The sequence below is a fragment of the Geobacillus sp. FJAT-46040 genome (genome assembly GCF_002335725.1).
Classification (GTDB): Bacteria; Bacillota; Bacilli; order Bacillales; family Anoxybacillaceae; genus Geobacillus; species Geobacillus thermoleovorans.
Map to the genome: position 1 here is coordinate 2742529 of NZ_NISS01000001.1, position 17191 is coordinate 2759719.

The following is a 17191-nucleotide window of genomic DNA, read 5'->3' on the forward strand; positions in this document are numbered from 1 at the left end:
ATATAGAAGAATCGCCCTTTTTTCTGGTAGAATAGAGTCACCAAAACCACTACCACCGAAAGAAGGGCGATTCTTTTATGAAACATGATCATATTTCCTTTAAAGAGTATACCATGGACAACCTCTCTTTGCCAAGCAACATCGCCGATCTCATTCCACGGGATAACATGGCCCACGTGGTTCATGAGATGGTTGAACGCATCCCGATGGAGACGTTTCTTGCTTACTACAAAGGAGGGGGCGCCTCCGCCTATCATCCGAAAATGATGACCAAAATCCTCCTTTACGCTTACACCCAAAAAATGTATCATGGCCGTGAGATTGCACGGCAGCTCGAAGTCCACCTTCCCCTCATGTGGCTAAGTGGATTTCAAAAGCCGGACTTCCGCTCCATCAATCGGTTTCGTTCGGAGCGGATGAAAGACCTGATTGACGACCTGTTCCGGGAAATGATCACGCTGCTCGTGGCCGACGGCTATGTCAAGATGGAAGATTATTTTGTGGATGGAACGAAAATTGAAGCGAATGCCAACCGGTACACCTTCGTTTGGCGCAAATCGGCTGAGAAGTACCAGGAGAAACTCCAAGCCAATGTCGATCGGCTGATTGCCCAGATCGAGGCGATCGTGGAAGAAGAAAAGGCGGAAGACATCGACCCTTCGCCGGCCTTTACGTCAGAAGAAATCCGAAAGAAAACCGAGGAGTGGGAAAAACGGTTGGAGGCCGAGCCGGACAACCAACCGTTGAAGAAGGCCATCAAGAAGATGAAGGAGGACTACTTGCCCCGCAGTGAAAAGTATGAACACCAACTCCATGTATGCGGGGATCGCAACAGCTATTCCAAGACCGATGTGGATGCCACCTTCATGCGGTTGAAGGAGGATCACATGCGAAACGGCCAGCTCAAGCCGGCCTATAACGTACAGGTGGGTTCTTCCGGCCAATTTATTTTGGGGTATTCCCTTCATCAGAGGCCGGGCGACACTCGTTGTCTTCTCCCGCATTTGGAGACCGTTCGAGAGAAGTACGGCGTGGAACCCGAACGTTTGATCGCTGACGCGGCTTATGGCTCGGAAGAGAACTACGTGAAGCTGGAAGAGAAGCACATATCGGCCTTGATCAAGTACCATACGTATGAGAAGGAGAACACGCGCAAGGTCAAGAAAAATCCGCATCATCAGCAGAATTGGACCTATGTGGAAGAAGAAGACGTTTGGATTTGCGCCAATGGGAAAAAGCTGGTTCGCACCGGAACTTCGAAACAGACCACGGAATCAGGATACACCTCGGTCACCCGACACTACCAATGCCATGAATGCGAAGGATGTCCGTTCCGTTCGGCCTGCACGACTTCCAAGTATGGACGAACCACGCAATGGAACCCCGTCTATCATGAACAAAAACAGAAAGCCCGCGAACGGTTGGAGAGTGAAGAAGGGCAAGCCCGATACCGCCAACGCCAAACCGACATTGAGAGTGCATTTGGGCAAATCAAACAAAATCGCGGGTTTCGTCGCTTTGTCCTGCGAGGCCTCCAAAAAGTTTCCATCGAATGGGGGCTGGTTTGTGCTGCCCACAATCTTCTCAAAAAAGCCGCTAGGGACAAGCAATTGTCCTTGGTGGCGTAAATGAGGGGGAGAACAGAGTCGGAATTTTGTTCCGTTTGGTAAAATATACAAAAACCAGAGAGGGCTGACTCCAAAAGTCCGCTTTTTGGCGGACTTTTGGGTCAGCCCCATAGCCATCAAGTTAAGAAAACAGGAATAAATATATGCCTGATTTGACCATCCTTTTGAAGACCTCATAATGTCTTAGAAAGGGTGGTTTTTTTGAAGACGTCCTTGTCTCTCCGAGAAGAATGGCATTGTTTTTTAGACGGATTAAGAAGCGTGTTATCGTGCGAAGAACTTGAACATATGGCCCGAGATCATCAATTTATTCAACGAAAGGGGAAATTACGCGCCCATGATTTTGTGGCACTTTGCACATTTCTCCAGGAAGGAGGCGGTCAAAAATCATTGGTGCAGCTTTGCAGTGCTCTAGCTCTCAAGCAAAACACCTTTCTGAGTGCGGAAGGGCTCAATCAACGGTTTAATGAAAAAGCGGTGAGTTTCCTCAAAGCGGTGTTTGAAAAACTGCTCATTCATCAGACTCAGGAAGCCCGTCACTTATGTCAAAGACATTCGCTGTTTCGCCGGATTCGCATTCTCGATTCCACGTCGTTTCAACTGCCTCCTGAAATCCGGGGGATTTACGAGGGATGTACGGGGCCTGGGGTGAAAATTCAGCTAGAATATGAATGGCTAGAAGGGAAGTTTCTCCATGCGGATGTCGAAGATGCCCGTCATCACGACGCCGCCTACGGAGCGTCCCTTCTATCGACCATCCAAGAGGGAGACCTTTGTTTGAAAGACTTAGGCTATTTTTCGCTTGAGGGATTGCAAGCCATTCATGACGCCGGAGCCTTTTATATTTCCCGGCTCAAACACAATGTAGGGATTTACCAAAAAGAAGGAGACCGATTTCGAAAATGGGAACCAGAGGATTTCCTTGCGGTGTTACAACCCGGAGAAACCATGGAACTGGAACATGCGTATGTCAGTGGAAAGAAAGTTCATCAACCGCGGCTCATTGTGTATCGGCTGACCGAAGAACAGGAGCGACAGAAGGAAGGGCAATGGAAACAGAAGGCGAAACGAAAAGGGGCCGCGTACGTGACGCGACGCCCCCACTCAATATATGTATATATCACCAATATTCCAGCGATTTATACCTCTTTGCACGAAATTCATACGCTGTATTCTCTTCGCTGGCAAATTGAAGTGGTATTTAAGACATGGAAATCCCTGTTTCACATTCATCGATTCAAACCGATGAAAGGGGCTCGCTTTCAGTGCCACCTGTATGGAACGTTGATTGCCTTATTGATCAGCTCCACTGTCATGTTTAAAATGCGGGAATGGCCCTATCGAAAACAGAAAAAGGAATTGAGCGAATATAAGGCGATGAGTATGATCAAGGAGTTCGGTATGGATTTCTTTCAAGCCTTATGGTGTTCTGAGGAGTTAGTTGTCCAACTCCTTTTAAAACTGTGTGACATCATCGCTCAACACGGAAAAAAATCAAGGCGTTATACAAAAAAGAGCGCTTTAGACATTATCGAGAGTTTGGTCATCATGCCGGTGTCATAAGAAATTCCCGCCTCATATACCATGAAAAAAACCTTCTATAGGGAAGGTGTATTTGGCATGCCTATCTTTATATATTCTCACGGTCACAGCCTCCAAAGATGAAAAGTGAAGCCTTGGAGCTACTCGCTCCAAGGCTTCACTTGATGGCTATGGGGTCAGCCCCCTTTTCTTGCTTAATAAGGCTGGACAAACCTTGTCCTTGCTTGTCGGTACACTGCTTCATCCTTTTTCCACTGTCAGCTTGACGACGCGCTCGCCGATGGCCCGAATCAACTCCGGCGGCATCGGGAAACTGACTGCAGCCGGGTCAGATGCCACCGCTGGAATCGTCGCCGCGAATTGTTCTTCCGTCATCGGATAGTCGGCAAAATCAGCCGGCAGCCCGATGTCATCGCGCAATTGGCGAATTCGCTCAATGGACTTTACCAACAGCGCTTCATTGCCTTGACCGTGATCATAAATGCCAAGCGCTTGAGCCAACAGCTTCGCTTTCGGCAAATACAATTCCGGAATCGCTTCCATCACGACTGGCAAAAAGACGGCGTTCGCCAAGCCATGTGGAATGCGAAACATCGCTCCGTACGCATGGGCGAAATTGTGCACCGGAATGGCGTTTAACGCAAAGCTGAACGCGGTGATGCCAAGCAAGCTCGCATGCAGCATCTCCAAGCGGGCGCGGATGTCCCCGCCGTCACGAACCGCCTCCGGCAAGTAGTCACGAATCAAACGGATCGCCTGCAAGGCGCATGCATCGGTGAGCGCGGTCGCCATCGGCGAGGCGGGCGCTTCAATGGCATGGGTGAGCGCGTCCATGCCGGTAAACGCCGTCACCTTCGGGGGAAGCCCTACCGTTAAATCCGGATCCAAAACGGCCACATCAGCGTTGATAAACGGATTGATGATGTTCGTTTTCAAGCGCAGCTCTTCAATTATAAATGACTGCGATCGGCGATACTTCCGACCCCGTGCCGGCCGTCGTCGGGATGGCGATGTGCGGGATCGGCATGAATTGCGCTTGCGGGAACGACTCGTACCGCAGCCCGCCTGGAATCGCCTCTTTAATATCACGCAACCCTTTAAACAGGGCGTATTTCACCCCTTTGGCCGTATCGAGCACGCTGCCGCCGCCGACCGCCAACAAGGCGTCGGCCCCGACTTCGCGCGCATAGCGCACCGCTTCATTGACGCATTCACTTTCCGCATCCTGGCGGATATCCAAAAAGATGCCGACAAGCTCTGGTCCGACTCCATGCGTCGTCAAGTCAAAGAGGCTCGCTACTTTTTCGACAACCCCAGCTTGCTCGAGCCCACGGTCAGAAAGCAATAGCACCCGTTTAGCGCCCAGCCCGCGAAACAAATCCGGCACGAGCGCTCGGGTGTTCGACCCGGTGTAAATTGCCGTGCGCAGCCAAAAGTTCGCTAACGTCGTCATGTTCCTTCATCCCCCTTTACTTTTTCATCATGGTGTGCAGGCGAGAAAACAGCACTTGATACCATTTCCGTTTCCCAAGCTCCGGCACCATTGATGTGTGCACATGCTTCAGCTGCGTGTAAGCATCAAGTGAATATTTGCCCATCTCGCGCCCGATGCCGCTTTGTTTGTAGCCGCCAAACGGCGCGTCATTGCGAAGCATATGCCAGTCATTGATCCAGACGACGCCAGCCTGCAGGCGCCCGGCGATGGCGTACGCCTTGTTGACGTCTCGCGTCCAGACGCCGGCCGCAAGCCCGTAGATCGTGTCGTTGGCCATCGCCACCGCTTCTTCCACGTCATGATAGCGGATGATCGACAACACTGGACCGAAAATCTCTTCTTGAGCGATTTTCATGTCATTCGTGACATTCGAAAAAATCGTCGGCGCGACAAAATCCCTCATTCTAGCAACCTTCCCTTTCTTTCGTCAACAAAAAGCGAATGACATTTTCCGACAATAACGCTAAAAAAAAACAGAGGGGGGTCACAACAGCATCGAGACCTCCTCTGCCACGGCCGTATATCCGCATCGAGCTGATTTGTTATTCAATCTCTCGCACTCCTCTTGAAAGCCAGCACCTCGTTAGGACAGCACCTACTCCGGTCATGCCCGCACTTTTCCGTATTCTTTCCGCAGTTCGCTCGCAATGATGTTGCGCTGGATTTCCGAGGTACCTTCGTAAATTTTCGTAATGCGGGCATCGCGGAAGTAACGTTCGATCGGGTAGTCTTTCATGTAGCCGAGGCCGCCGTGGATTTGCACGGCCATGTCAGCGATTTTGTTGTACACTTCCGAACCGAACAGCTTGGCGATGGCCGCTTCTTTGACGACGCGCATCTTTTGGTCGACCATCCAGGCGACGCGGTAGACGGTCGAACGCAGCACTTCGATCAACATGCTCATTTCCGCCAGCATATGCTGGATCGCTATATAAAATTGATTCCCATTTTCAAAAAATCATTGTGTTTTTCATTGGATGCGCTATAATAATATTGTAATATTGATATTGATTCTCATTTTCTTGATCCGGAAGGAGGTGGCCGCATGGTTCGCTTGTATGCCGAGGAGCTCACCGTCCGCTATGACGACCGGACGATTTTTGAACGATTGTCCGTCCGCATTCCCGATCGGCAAATCACTGCCATTATCGGGCCGAACGGGTGCGGCAAGTCGACGCTGCTCAAGACGTTGACGCGCATCATTTCCCCACAATCGGGCGCGGTCATTTTAGACGGCCAAGCCATTTCCCAGCAACCGACGAAAGAGCTGGCGAAAAAAATGGCCATTTTGCCGCAGACGCCGGAAGCGACAAGCGGATTAACGGTCGCTGAGCTCGTCTCGTACGGCCGCTTTCCGTATCAAAAAGGATTCGGACGGCTGACAAAGCGGGATTATGAAGCGATTGACTGGGCGCTTGACGTCACCAAAACGGCCGACTTAAAGCACCGGCCGGTCGATGCGCTCTCGGGCGGGCAGCGGCAGCGCGTCTGGATCGCCATGGCGCTCGCCCAAGAGACCGACATCATCTTTTTGGATGAACCGACGACGTATTTGGACATCGCCCATCAGCTTGAGGTGCTCGAGCTGCTTGAGCGGCTGAACCAAGAAGAAGGGCGGACGATCGTCATGGTGCTTCATGACATCAACCAGGCGGCCCGCTTTGCCGACTATATCATCGCTATGAAAGCAGGAGCCATCATCAAGTCCGGGCGGAGCGAAGACGTTATCTGTCGCGAAGTGCTCCGCGACGTGTTCGGCATCGACGCCGACATCGGCCGCGACCCGCGGACGAACAAACCAATTTGCTTCACTTATCAATTGCTCAAGGAGGCTTATTCATCATGAGGAAAACATGGCTTGCATTATTGCTGATGTTCGCGCTTGTGCTAAGCGCATGCGGCAACGCGGCGGACGATCAAAAGAACAACAGCGCTTCACCAAAAGAAAAAAAGACAGAAACGATTACATACCAATCGGAAAACGGACCGGTGGAAGTGCCGGCTAATCCGAAGCGCGTCGTCGTCTTATCGACGTTTGCCGGACATGTGCTGGCCTTGGACGTCCCCGTTGTTGGCGTGGATTCGTGGTCGAAAATGAGCCCGCTTTTTCAAGAAAAACTGAAAGATGCCGAAGTCGTGACCGATGAAGACATTGAAAAAATTATGGCGTTAAAACCGGACTTAATCATCGGATTATCCAATACGAAAAACGTCCACAAATTAAGCAAAATCGCGCCGACCGTCACCTTTACATACGGCAAAGTCGATTATTTGACACAGTTTTTGGAAATCGGGAAACTGTTGAATAAAGAAAAAGAAGCGAAAGCGTGGATCGACGATTTCAAACAACGGGCGCAACAAGCCGGGGAAGAAATCCGGGCCAAAATTGGCGAAAACGCGACCGTCACTGTAGTCGAAAACTTTGATAAGCAGCTGTATGTGTTCGGCAACAACTGGGCGCGCGGCACTGAGATTTTGTATCAAGAAATGAAGCTGAAAATGCCAAAAGCTGTAGAAGAAAAGGCGCTCAAACCGGGCTACTATGCCGTTTCCCTTGAGGCGCTCCCGCAGTTTGTCGGCGATTATCTCATCTTAAGCAAAAACGACGACGGCGACACATCGTTTATGGAAACGAACACGTTCAAAAACATCCCTGCTGTCAAAAACGGCCATATGTTTGTCGCCGATGCGAAGGCATTTTATTTCAACGACCCGATTACGTTAGACTACCAGCTCGATTTCTTTAAAAAGCATTTTTTAGGCCAATAACGACGAGACGGGGCGTTCATGGGCAGTGAATGTCCCGTCCTTCTTTGTGTCAAAGGGGGAGTCACCAATGGACGCAGACCGCCGGCGTTGGCCGTTTCGTTATATGTTTTTTCTGTCGCTTGGCCTGCTTGTCGCCGTTTGGTTTGGCTCGATGCGAGTCGGCGTTGCCGATACGACATGGAGCGACGTATGGCGGGCGTTGTTTTCCGATCAACAAAGCAAACAGCTTGATCTCATTCGCGAGCTCCGTCTGCCGCGCGAAACAGCGGCCGCCTTTGTCGGCGCCGGCCTTGCCGTCGCCGGAGCGATCATGCAGGGGATGACGCGCAATCCGCTTGCCGACCCCGGTCTCCTTGGCCTCACCGCCGGCGCAAACGCAGCGTTGGCCATGACAATGGCCTTTTTCCCTTCCGCCCATTATCTTTTGATCACGGTCGCCTGTTTGCTTGGTGCGGCCGCCGGGGCAGGGGCCGTCTTTGGCATCGGCGCTGCCCGCAAAGGAGGGTTTTCACCGCTTCGCATCGTCTTGGCCGGCTCGGCGGTTTCGGCGCTTTTATTCGCCATCGCCGAAGGAATCGGACTGTATTTCCACATTTCCAAAGACGTCTCGATGTGGATGTCAGGCGGGGTGGCCGGAGCTTCATGGAAACAATTGTCGGTCGTCATCCCGCTCATCACGACCGGGCTCGCTATTGCCGCATGGTATTCACGGCAGCTGACGATCCTTAGTTTGAGTGAAGACGTCGCGGTTGGCGTTGGGCAAAAAACAACGACCGTCAAAACATGGCTGTTTTTCGCTGTGTTTTTATTAACAGGAGCGTCGGTCGCCATCGCCGGCAATATCACCTTTATCGGCTTAATGGTTCCTCACCTCGTGAGGGCAATAGCCGGCGCCGACTACCGGTTTGTCATCCCGCTGTCAGCGACTGTCGGCGCCAGCGCCATGGTGCTGGCCGACACGGCGGCGCGCACGGTCAATGCCCCGTTTGAAACGCCGGTGGCCGCCATCATCGCCGTCATCGGCTTGCCGTTTTTCCTCTTCGTCGTGCGGAAACAAGGGAGGGGCTTTTCATGAGAAAAAAAAGTTTTTCGCTCTTTGCCGTGCTTGCGTTGCTCATTGCCGCAACAGCGGCCGTCGCCTTAAGCACCGGCGATGCGCCGCTCTCATATAACCGCATCGTCCCGACACTATTGGGCTACGGTTCGATGGAAGAGGAATTCATTTTGTTTTCCCTTCGCCTGCCGCGCCTTTTCATCACCTTGTTGGCCGGCATGGCGCTCGCCTTATCCGGAGCCGTATTGCAAGGCCTCACGCGCAATGACCTCGCCGACCCGGGCGTGCTTGGGATCAACGCCGGCGCAGGCGCGGGCGTCGCCTTGTTCTTTTTGTTTTTTCCGATTGAGGCCGGAACATTTCTTTACGCCTTGCCGCTCGTTGCCTTCACCGGGGCGATTCTGACAGCAGTTTCCATCTATGCCGTCTCCTACAAGAAAACAACCGGGCTGCAGCCGGTGCCGTTTATCTTAACCGGCGTCGGCATGTCGATGGCGCTATCTGGGCTGATGATCGTCCTCATTTCCGCCGCCGACCGGACAAAAGTCGATTTTATCGCCCGCTGGCTTTCCGGCAACATTTGGGGCGATGATTGGCCGTTTATTTGGGCCGTGCTGCCGTGGTTGGCTGCGGGCACACTGGTGGCGCTATATCGGGCGAAGCATCTCAATATTTTGCACTTAGGCGACCCTGTTTCGATCGGGGTCGGCGTCCACGTCCGCCGCGAGCGGCTCGTGCTTATGACAACAGCTATTGCCGTCGCGGCCGCCGCCGTCTCTGTAACCGGGGGCATCTCCTTTATCGGCTTAATGGCGCCGCATATCGCCAAGTCGATCGTTGGCCCACGCCATGAGCGGGTCATTCCGGCCTCCATGCTCATTGGCGGCTGGCTGCTGCTTGCAGCTGACACGATCGGGCGCAACGTTCTCGCCGAGCCGCTTCCCGCCGGCGTCATCGTCTCCTTGATCGGCGCGCCGTATTTCATTTACTTGTTGTTAAAGCGTTGACATCCGCTGCCCGTTATGAGAACGGGTTCGAGCGATGACACCCGCCAAACAAAGACGCCGGTTCATAAAACCCGGCGTCTTTTCCAAAAGCGGACAACCGCAACCACAATGACAATCGCGATGATGATATAGACAACATCAGCGTACGCGCCAATCACCTCGGACACTTTCCCCCACGACTGGCCGAGCGCCGCGCCGACGGAGATTAAAATCGTATTCCAAATGAGCGTCCCCAATACCGACAGCCAGACAAACAGCCCGATATTCATCTTCGCCATGCCCGCTGGAATGGAAATCAAGCTGCGTACAAGCGGAATCATGCGTCCGAAAAAAACGGCCCACACCCCGTAGCGATGAAACGTCCGGTTCGCCTTGGCAATGTCTTCCGGCTTCACCCGCAGCCATCCGCCCCAGCGGTCAACGATCCGCTCAAGCCGCTCAACGGACAACAGCCGGCCGATCCCATACAGCACGATCGCCCCAACGATCGATCCCGCTGTCGCTGCCACAATGACGCCTGGCACCGTCAAAGACGTGTACGTCGTCATGAACCCGCCAAACGGCAAAATGACTTCCGACGGAATCGGCGGGAAAATATTTTCAAGCGCGATCATCAAAAAAATACCGATATATCCGAATTGCTCCATAAAATCAGTGATCCAAGCCTGCACGCGTTCTTCCTCCATTCACTCGTCCTTCGCTTATGTAGGATGTTTATGCAGCGTCAATGCAATCCTTTCCCTATCTTAACAGAAAACCGCCATTCCCCGCAAAACAAAAAGGCGCCCCGCTGTACTTTCGGGACACCTTTTTTCCACTTTTTTAAACCGCAGCCGGTTGGGACAGCACCTTTACAATCCGCTCAATCGCCCAGTCGAGCTCTTCTTTCGTAATAATGAGCGGCGGCGCAAAACGGATGACCGTCTCATGCGTCTCCTTGCAAAGCAGCCCTTGTTCTTTCAGCGCTTCGCAATACGGACGCGCCGGTCCATGCAGCTCGACGCCGATAAACAAGCCGCGGCCGCGGATTTCTTTAATGTCCTTGTTTTCGATTTGCTTTAACTTTGCCAAAAAATATTCGCCAAGCTCAAGCGACCGCTCCGCCAGCCGCTCTTCTTCGATCACCTCAAGCGCCGCGATCGACACCGCGCAAGCGAGCGGATTGCCGCCGAACGTCGACCCGTGCGAGCCCGGTTCAAACACCGACAAAATGTCGCGGTTGGCGACGACGCACGAAATCGGGAACACCCCGCCGCCCAATGCTTTCCCTAAAATATACATATCAGGCACAACATTTTCCCAGTCGCAAGCAAACAACTTCCCCGTCCGTCCTAGCCCGGTTTGGATTTCATCGGCGATGAACAACACGTTGTGTTCTTTGCACACGTCATAGGCCGCTTTTAAAAAGCCTTGCGGCGGGATGCGGATGCCGGCTTCCCCTTGGATTGGTTCGACAAGAAACGCCGCCGTATTCGGTGTCATCGCTGCCTTGAGCGCTTCGATATCCCCGTACGGGATGATTTTCACCCCGGGCAAAAGCGGACCAAAACCGCGTTTATAAGCCGGTTCGGACGACAACGACACCGCGGCGAGCGTCCGGCCATGGAAATTGCCTTCACAAACGATGATTTCCGCCTGATTGTCAGGGACGCCTTTCACGTCATACGCCCAGCGGCGCGCCGCCTTGAGCGCCGTTTCTACCGCCTCGGCGCCGGTGTTCATCGGCAGCACCATCTCTTTTTTCGTCAGCCGGCACACTTTTTCGTACCATGGGCCGAGCTGGTCGTTATGGAAGGCGCGCGATGTGAGCGTGACGCGGTCAGCTTGCCGCTTCAACGCCTCCACAATTTTCGGATGACGATGTCCTTGGTTGACGGCCGAATAGGCGCTTAACATGTCCATATAGCGGTTGCCTTCCGGGTCTTTCACCCATACCCCTTCCGCTTCCGAAATGACAATCGGCAATGGATGATAATTTCGTGCTCCGTATCGCTCCGTCTGTTCAATGAGCTGTTCGGACTTCGTAGCCATCATCAACCGCTCCTTTCCTTATCTGCGTTTCTTCGCTATAAAAGGGCGGACGCCGCCGCCCTTTTTTGGTTTAAAACATTTCCGACACTGTTTTCGCTTGCATATGGAGGATCAAATAGTCCGGGCCGCCCGCTTTCGAGTCAGTGCCTGACATGTTGAAGCCGCCAAACGGATGATACCCGACGATCGCCCCTGTGCAGCCGCGGTTGAAGTACAAGTTGCCGACATGGAACTCGTGCCGCGCTTTTTCAAGATTCGCCCGATTGCGCGAGATGACGGCTCCTGTCAGACCGTATTCGGTGTTGTTCGCAATCTCAAGCGCATGGTCAAAGTCGCGCGCTTTCGCAAACGCCACGACCGGTCCGAAAATTTCCTCCTGCATGATGCGCGCGTTCGGGTCGACATCCGCAAACACGGTCGGCTGGATGAAGAACCCTTTCGAGTCGTCTCCTTCCCCGCCCGTCATGAGACGGCCTTCCTGTTTTCCGATCTCGATATATTCCATAATTTTGTTGTACGCGTTTTGGTCGATCACCGGCCCCATAAACGTCGCTTGCTCCGCCGGGTCGCCGACGTTAAGCTGCTTTGTCAGCTCGACGACGCGGCTGAGCACTTGATCATACACATCTTCGACGATGATCGCGCGCGAGCACGCCGAACATTTTTGCCCAGAGTAGCCAAACGCCGACGCCACGATCGATTGCGCCGCCAGTTCGAGGTCCGCTTCTTTATCGACAATGATGCCGTCTTTGCCGCCCATTTCCGCGATGACCCGCTTCAGCCAAATTTGCCCTGGGTGCACTTTCGCTGCCCGCTCATAAATGCGGATGCCGACATCCCGCGATCCGGTGAAGCTGATAAATCTTGTGCGCGGATGGTCAACCAAATAGTCGCCGACTTCCGCGCCGCTGCCCGGGATATAGTTCAATACACCAGCCGGAAGCCCCGCTTCTTCCAACACTTCCACAAATTTATACGCCACCACCGGCGTTGCGCTCGCCGGTTTCAGCAGCACCGTATTGCCCGTCACAAGCGAAGCGACCGTTGTCCCCGCCATAATAGCAAACGGGAAGTTCCACGGTGAAATGACGACGCCGACGCCAAGCGGGATATAGAAAAAGCGGTTCGTTTCCCCCGGACGGCTTTCGACCGGAATGCCGTCTTTCAACTTCAACATTTGCCGGCCGTAATATTCCATAAAGTCAATCGCTTCCGCGGTATCGGCGTCCGCTTCACGCCACGGTTTGCCTGCTTCTTTCACCAGCCAAGCGGAAAACTCGTGCTTGCGCCGGCGCACGATCGCCGCCGCCCTGAACAAAATATCGGCCCGCGCTTCCGGACTTGTCCGGCTCCAAGTGCGGAACGCCTCATCAGCGGTTTTCATCGCCCGCTCCGCCAGCTCTTTGTTCGCTTTCGCCACCCGGCCGACCACTTCCGTTTTGTTCGCCGGATTGATCGAAATGATTTTGTCTTCCGTCATCACCCGCTCGCCGCCGATCACAAGCGGATAATCGCGCCCAAGCTCCGATTCCACTTTTTTGAGCGCCGCTAAAAACGCCTCACGGTTTGCTTCTACGGTAAAGTCGGTGAGCGGTTCGTGTCTGTACGGCTGCACCATTTGGTCATCCTCCTTTTTAAAGGCAAAAAAATTTTTCGTTATAAAACGGTTTCATAGTTATATTATGCAAATGATTATGGCTTTTTTCAATGATTTTTACTTGGCGGCCTTGAGCTCCCCTTTTTCTGCGGCTAGGAGCTGAACCCGTTTTTTCGCCACAAGGTGGTAGTACCCATAACACGCAAGGAGAAACGGAATGCCGCAGTAAAGAGCGATCCGTTGATCTGGGATAAATGCCTGCTTTTTAGCTCTCGTTTCAGTTCTTGCACTGGTTGCATCCGAAAACTCTCCCCTCTCTATGATAGATTCCGCAATCGCTTACATTTTTATCAAACGAATAGCAACCTCCTTTTATGCAAAATTATTTTTCAATTTATAATGTATATAAGTTGCCATTTTGTTTTCCATGGTATTGTTCGCTCTTCTTGTCACCGTGCCAGCTTGTCAGGTGATAAAGACGGGACATGGAGATCGGAAATTCTTTATTACAACCTATATATTACAACTTTATTGCGAAATTATTTTTTTCTATTTTCAATATATTTAGCAAAAAATTTTTTCACATCTTTCTTTCCCTTCCTGTCTCCCGTCCACCTTATGCTATAATACAAAAAAGAGAGGTGCTGATCGTGAACCGGGATATGGAAACGCTTTTATCAATGTATGAGCAAATTCTCGAAATGATCGACCTTGGCGTCCATGCCGTCGATCAACATGGGAAAACCGTCATTTACAACCGGAAAATGCGGGACATCGAGGGTATGAACATCGAGGACGTGCTCGATAAAAACATTTTGGACGTCTTCCGCTTCAACCCGGAGCAGCCGAGCACATTGCTTGAAGCGCTGCGCACCGGTGAAAGCATTCTGAACAAGCAGCAAACCTATTTCAATAACAAAGGACAAGCCGTGACAACGGTCAATCAAACACACCCGCTGCAAAAAGACGGGCGCATCATCGGCGCCGTGGAAATCGCCAAAGACATCACCAAATTCCGCAAGCTGATCCAAGAGCACCACCAACGCGGTGAAGCCGGTCACACGTTTGCAGACATCATCGGCCAAAGCGAAGCCATGCAAAAGGCCATCCGCCTTGCTCGTCATGCCGCCCGCTCCGAGGCGTCTGTGCTGCTCATTGGGGAGAAAGGGACAGGAAAAGACTTGCTCGCTTCCTGCATTCACCACGAAAGCGAACGGCGAGCTAAGCCGTTTTTTGCGCAAACGTGTTTGTCGCTTCCGGACGATTGGATGGAAACGATGCTGTTTGGCAGCGAAGAAGACGGCGAGATCCAGCCCGGCTTGTTTGAACAAGCGGACGGCGGCACCGTCCTGCTTGACGATATTGACTCGTTAAGCCTGCCGCTTCAACAAAAACTTGCCCGTTTCCTGCAAGAAAAACAGTTTGTCCGCGCCCATGGCCAAGAACCGGTTCGTGCGGACGTTCGCCTCATCGCCTCGACAAGCGGCGACCCGATTGACGCGGTCCAAAACGGAGAATTGATCAAATCGCTTTACTACCAAATTGCCGTCCACTGCATCGTCCTGCCGCCGTTGCGCGAACGGAAAGAGGACATTTTGCCGCTCGCTATCCATTTCATCCGTCAAGGCAACGAGCGCTATGGCCTACATGTCGAAGGACTCGGCGATGACGTGCAAGAGGCGTTTCTTGCTTACAGCTGGCCCGGCAACGTGCGCGAGCTTGAGGCCGTCATTTTGGAAACGATGGCGACGATGGAACAAGAACAAACCATCACCCTCGCCCATCTGCCTGCCCCTTTTCGAGCCAAGCTGGCGCCCGACGAAACGAAAACGGACTTTTTATTTGATACGGAAGACATTTTGCCTCTTGACAAATACATGGAAGAAGTCGAAATTTACTACATCCGCAAGGCGCTGCAGCATCACGGCTTCAACATCACCAAAACGGCCAAAGCGCTTGGTTTGAGCCGACAAAACTTGCAATACCGCATCCGCAAGTACCAGATTGATAAGGAATGGGGATGAAAAGGCGAAAAGCCTCAGCCAGCGGGACGGCAAAAAGGACAGGGGAGGTCGCTGTGGATGATCGACGCTCATATTCATCTCGACCAGTACACGGACATCGATGAACAAATCAACCGTTGGCAAGAAGCGGGCATCACCGGCGTCGTCGCCGTATCCACCGATTTGCGCTCCAGCTGCCGAACGCTCGAGTTGAAACAGCGATTCCCTTCCTTCGTCTACGCCGCCATCGGTTTTCATCCCGAGCAACCGCTGCCAAGCGAAGCCGATTGGAACGAATGGACAGAGCTTGTCAAGCAAGAGCGGCCGCTGCTCGCCGCCATCGGCGAAGTCGGGCTGCCATACTATTCAGCGGAAGCATGCGCCAAGCTGCCCGCGTATCAAGAACGATTAACCGAAATCGCGGCCATCGCCGCGGATGCTTCCTTGCCGCTCGCCCTTCACGCCGTCTACGACCGCGCCGAAACCGCCTTGGCCATCTTGCAGCAAGCTGGTGTCCGACAAGCCCATTTCCACTGGCTGAAGGCCGAGCCTGCCGTGGTCAAACAAATCGTCCAATGCGGCTACTACATCTCCGTCACGCCGGAAGTGTGCTACCGCGAGCGCGACAAGCAGCTGTTATCCCTCGTTCCCATCGAGCAGCTGCTCCTTGAAACCGATGGCCCATGGCCGTTTGCAGGCCCGTTTGCCGGAAAACTGACGACGCCGTTATGGCTATTGGACTCCGCGCGAGCCGTGGCGGCACACTATGGCCGAGATATCGAACAAGTCAAAACCATGATCACGGCGAACACAAAACGGCTTTACGGTTGATCTTCCTTATGATACGATGAAACCAAATCTACATCGAAATGAGGGAAACATGATGGATCATAATGAGCGAGTGCGCCAACAGCTGATCAAAAGCGTTTCCGGGCTGTCGGACGAACAGCTGAACACCCGGGCGGCGAAAGGGAGTTGGACCATCGCCCAAGTGCTCGAACACCTGTACTTAATCGAAACATCGATCACAGCCATGATCGCCCATACAGTGACATACTCCCACCACCTACGCTTCGCTTAGAGGTGGGGGCTTCTCGGGTAATCCCATCTCATGATGGGAAGTTGACCGAGCGATCCCCGTGTGCCCCACGGTTCGAGGACAAATTAGACGATCGCCAATCGTTTCATGCCCTCATGTTTGATATTGATGGCCGCATTGACGTCCCTGTCGCTCTCGAATCCACATTCACAACGGAATGTCCGTTCAGAAAGCGATAGAGACTCCTTGACTCGACCGCAGCACGAACACGTTTTGGACGAGGGGAACCATTTGTCGATTTTGATCAGCTTCTTCCCCTGTTCGGCCAGCTTGTACTGAAGGAAAGTGGTGAACATGCCCCAGCCGTTGTCATGAACGCCTTGACCGAAATGGAGGGCTTGTGACATCCCTTTCATGTTGAGGTCTTCGATGACCACGCAATCATACCGTTTCGCTAATTTGTGCGACTCCTTATGCAGAAAGTCCTTGCGCTGGTTGGCAATTTTCTCATGCAGCTTCGCTACTTTCAGACGCTGTTTGTGCCAACGATTCGAGCCTTTCTTTTTACGAGACAATTTACGCTGTTCTTTCGCTAATGTTTCCAATGCTTTGCGATAGAATCGAGGATAATTGGCTCTCTTACCCTCGCTATCGACATACAACGTACTCATGGAAAAATCAAGCCCAACAACCGTTTGTACTTCTTTTGGGGCAGGTTGATGTTCGTACTCTGTGAGAATAGAAATATAGTATTTTCCTGTTTTGGTTTTCGTGATCGTACAAGACTTGATGATATGGTGGGCAGGGATCTCCCGATGTTGCTTGAGCTTGATCCATTTCAGTTTGGGCAGCTTGATATAGCCATCTGAAAGCTTGATGTTGCCATTTACCATATTTGTGGTGTACGACTGTTTCGCCTTGCGGTTTTTGAACTTGGGAAATCCAGCGCGGCCAGAAAAGAAGTGTTGAAATGCTTTCTGCAAATTCAATTGGGCGTTTGCCAGCGCAAGGCTGTCCACTTCTTTT

Annotated in this window: 15 protein-coding genes and 2 pseudogenes; 9 read left to right on the top strand and 8 right to left on the bottom strand. The window is 52.5% G+C overall.

Going from position 1 to position 17191, the window contains the following annotated elements; translation table 11 throughout:
* Positions 1-77 precede the first annotated feature (77 nt).
* Both CD000_RS14595 and CD000_RS14600 read left to right on the top strand, forming a co-directional pair.
* Positions 78-1628: an IS1182 family transposase gene (locus tag CD000_RS14595; RefSeq protein ID WP_198962485.1), complete on the top strand. Its 1551-nt coding sequence runs from the start codon at positions 78-80 to the stop codon at positions 1626-1628.
* Between the two features lie 201 nt (positions 1629-1829).
* On the top strand, positions 1830-3191 hold the full coding sequence (locus CD000_RS14600) for an IS4 family transposase (protein ID WP_096225935.1): 1362 nt from the start codon (positions 1830-1832) through the stop codon (positions 3189-3191).
* Between the two features lie 219 nt (positions 3192-3410).
* Here CD000_RS14600 and CD000_RS19285 read toward each other — a convergent pair whose 3' ends face one another.
* The 4 genes and pseudogenes from CD000_RS19285 to CD000_RS14615 all read right to left on the bottom strand — a co-directional run.
* A complete protein-coding gene (locus CD000_RS19285) occupies positions 3411-4106 on the bottom strand; it encodes a dehydroquinate synthase/iron-containing alcohol dehydrogenase family protein (protein WP_233130465.1) in 696 nt (231 codons plus the stop codon).
* Between the two features lie 10 nt (positions 4107-4116).
* Positions 4117-4623 carry an iron-containing alcohol dehydrogenase gene (locus CD000_RS19290; RefSeq protein ID WP_233130466.1) on the bottom strand — a complete coding sequence of 169 codons (507 nt, stop codon included), beginning with the start codon at positions 4621-4623 and terminating at the stop codon, positions 4117-4119.
* Between the two features lie 16 nt (positions 4624-4639).
* Positions 4640-5059: pseudogene (locus CD000_RS14610) on the bottom strand (aldehyde dehydrogenase family protein); the annotation flags it as partial.
* Positions 5060-5269: 210 nt separating this feature from the next.
* Positions 5270-5593, bottom strand: a pseudogene (locus tag CD000_RS14615) (acyl-CoA dehydrogenase family protein); the annotation flags it as partial.
* 117 nt (positions 5594-5710) lie between these two features.
* Between CD000_RS14615 and CD000_RS14620 the strand changes: the two are divergent.
* From CD000_RS14620 to CD000_RS14635, 4 genes are all read left to right on the top strand, one after another.
* Positions 5711-6511 carry an ABC transporter ATP-binding protein gene (locus CD000_RS14620; protein WP_049625082.1) on the top strand — a complete coding sequence of 267 codons (801 nt, stop codon included), beginning with the start codon at positions 5711-5713 and terminating at the stop codon, positions 6509-6511.
* Complete coding sequence (locus tag CD000_RS14625; protein WP_096225936.1) at positions 6508-7434, top strand: iron-hydroxamate ABC transporter substrate-binding protein; 927 nt, start codon at positions 6508-6510, stop codon at positions 7432-7434. The genes CD000_RS14620 and CD000_RS14625 overlap by 4 nt, the downstream gene beginning before the upstream one ends.
* Before the next feature lie 67 nt (positions 7435-7501).
* Positions 7502-8509, top strand: a complete 1008-nt coding sequence (locus CD000_RS14630; RefSeq protein ID WP_096225937.1) for a FecCD family ABC transporter permease — start codon at positions 7502-7504, stop codon at positions 8507-8509.
* Positions 8506-9495, top strand: a complete 990-nt coding sequence (locus tag CD000_RS14635) for a FecCD family ABC transporter permease (protein WP_096225938.1) — start codon at positions 8506-8508, stop codon at positions 9493-9495. The genes CD000_RS14630 and CD000_RS14635 overlap by 4 nt, the downstream gene beginning before the upstream one ends.
* A 62-nt stretch (positions 9496-9557) precedes the next feature.
* Here CD000_RS14635 and CD000_RS14640 read toward each other — a convergent pair whose 3' ends face one another.
* From CD000_RS14640 to pruA, 3 genes are all read right to left on the bottom strand, one after another.
* Positions 9558-10166, bottom strand: coding sequence for a DedA family protein (locus CD000_RS14640; protein WP_094240013.1), 609 nt, complete (start codon positions 10164-10166; stop codon positions 9558-9560).
* A gap of 151 nt (positions 10167-10317) precedes the next feature.
* Entirely contained in the window at positions 10318-11526 is a 1209-nt protein-coding gene (locus CD000_RS14645) for an ornithine--oxo-acid transaminase (RefSeq protein ID WP_049626654.1), read from the bottom strand.
* 70 nt (positions 11527-11596) lie between these two features.
* Positions 11597-13144: an L-glutamate gamma-semialdehyde dehydrogenase gene (pruA, locus tag CD000_RS14650; protein ID WP_096225939.1), complete on the bottom strand. Its 1548-nt coding sequence runs from the start codon at positions 13142-13144 to the stop codon at positions 11597-11599.
* Between the two features lie 629 nt (positions 13145-13773).
* On the opposite strand from pruA, the gene CD000_RS14655 reads away from it, so the two are divergent.
* From CD000_RS14655 to CD000_RS14665, 3 genes are read left to right on the top strand one after another with little or no spacing between them, the layout of a single operon-like run.
* Positions 13774-15147, top strand: coding sequence for a sigma-54 interaction domain-containing protein (locus CD000_RS14655; RefSeq protein WP_096226305.1), 1374 nt, complete (start codon positions 13774-13776; stop codon positions 15145-15147).
* A 57-nt stretch (positions 15148-15204) separates the two neighbouring features.
* Positions 15205-15957, top strand: a complete 753-nt coding sequence (locus tag CD000_RS14660) for a TatD family hydrolase (protein ID WP_074044631.1) — start codon at positions 15205-15207, stop codon at positions 15955-15957.
* 49 nt (positions 15958-16006) lie between these two features.
* The gene (locus tag CD000_RS14665; RefSeq protein WP_233130418.1) at positions 16007-16207 is read left to right on the top strand and encodes a DinB family protein; all 201 of its coding nucleotides are present in this window, start codon (positions 16007-16009) and stop codon (positions 16205-16207) included.
* Positions 16208-16290: 83 nt separating this feature from the next.
* Here the strand turns inward: CD000_RS14665 and CD000_RS14670 are convergent.
* Positions 16291-17191 (bottom strand): RNA-guided endonuclease InsQ/TnpB family protein (locus tag CD000_RS14670; RefSeq protein ID WP_096226306.1); only part of this gene is annotated, 901 nt, incomplete at its 5' end.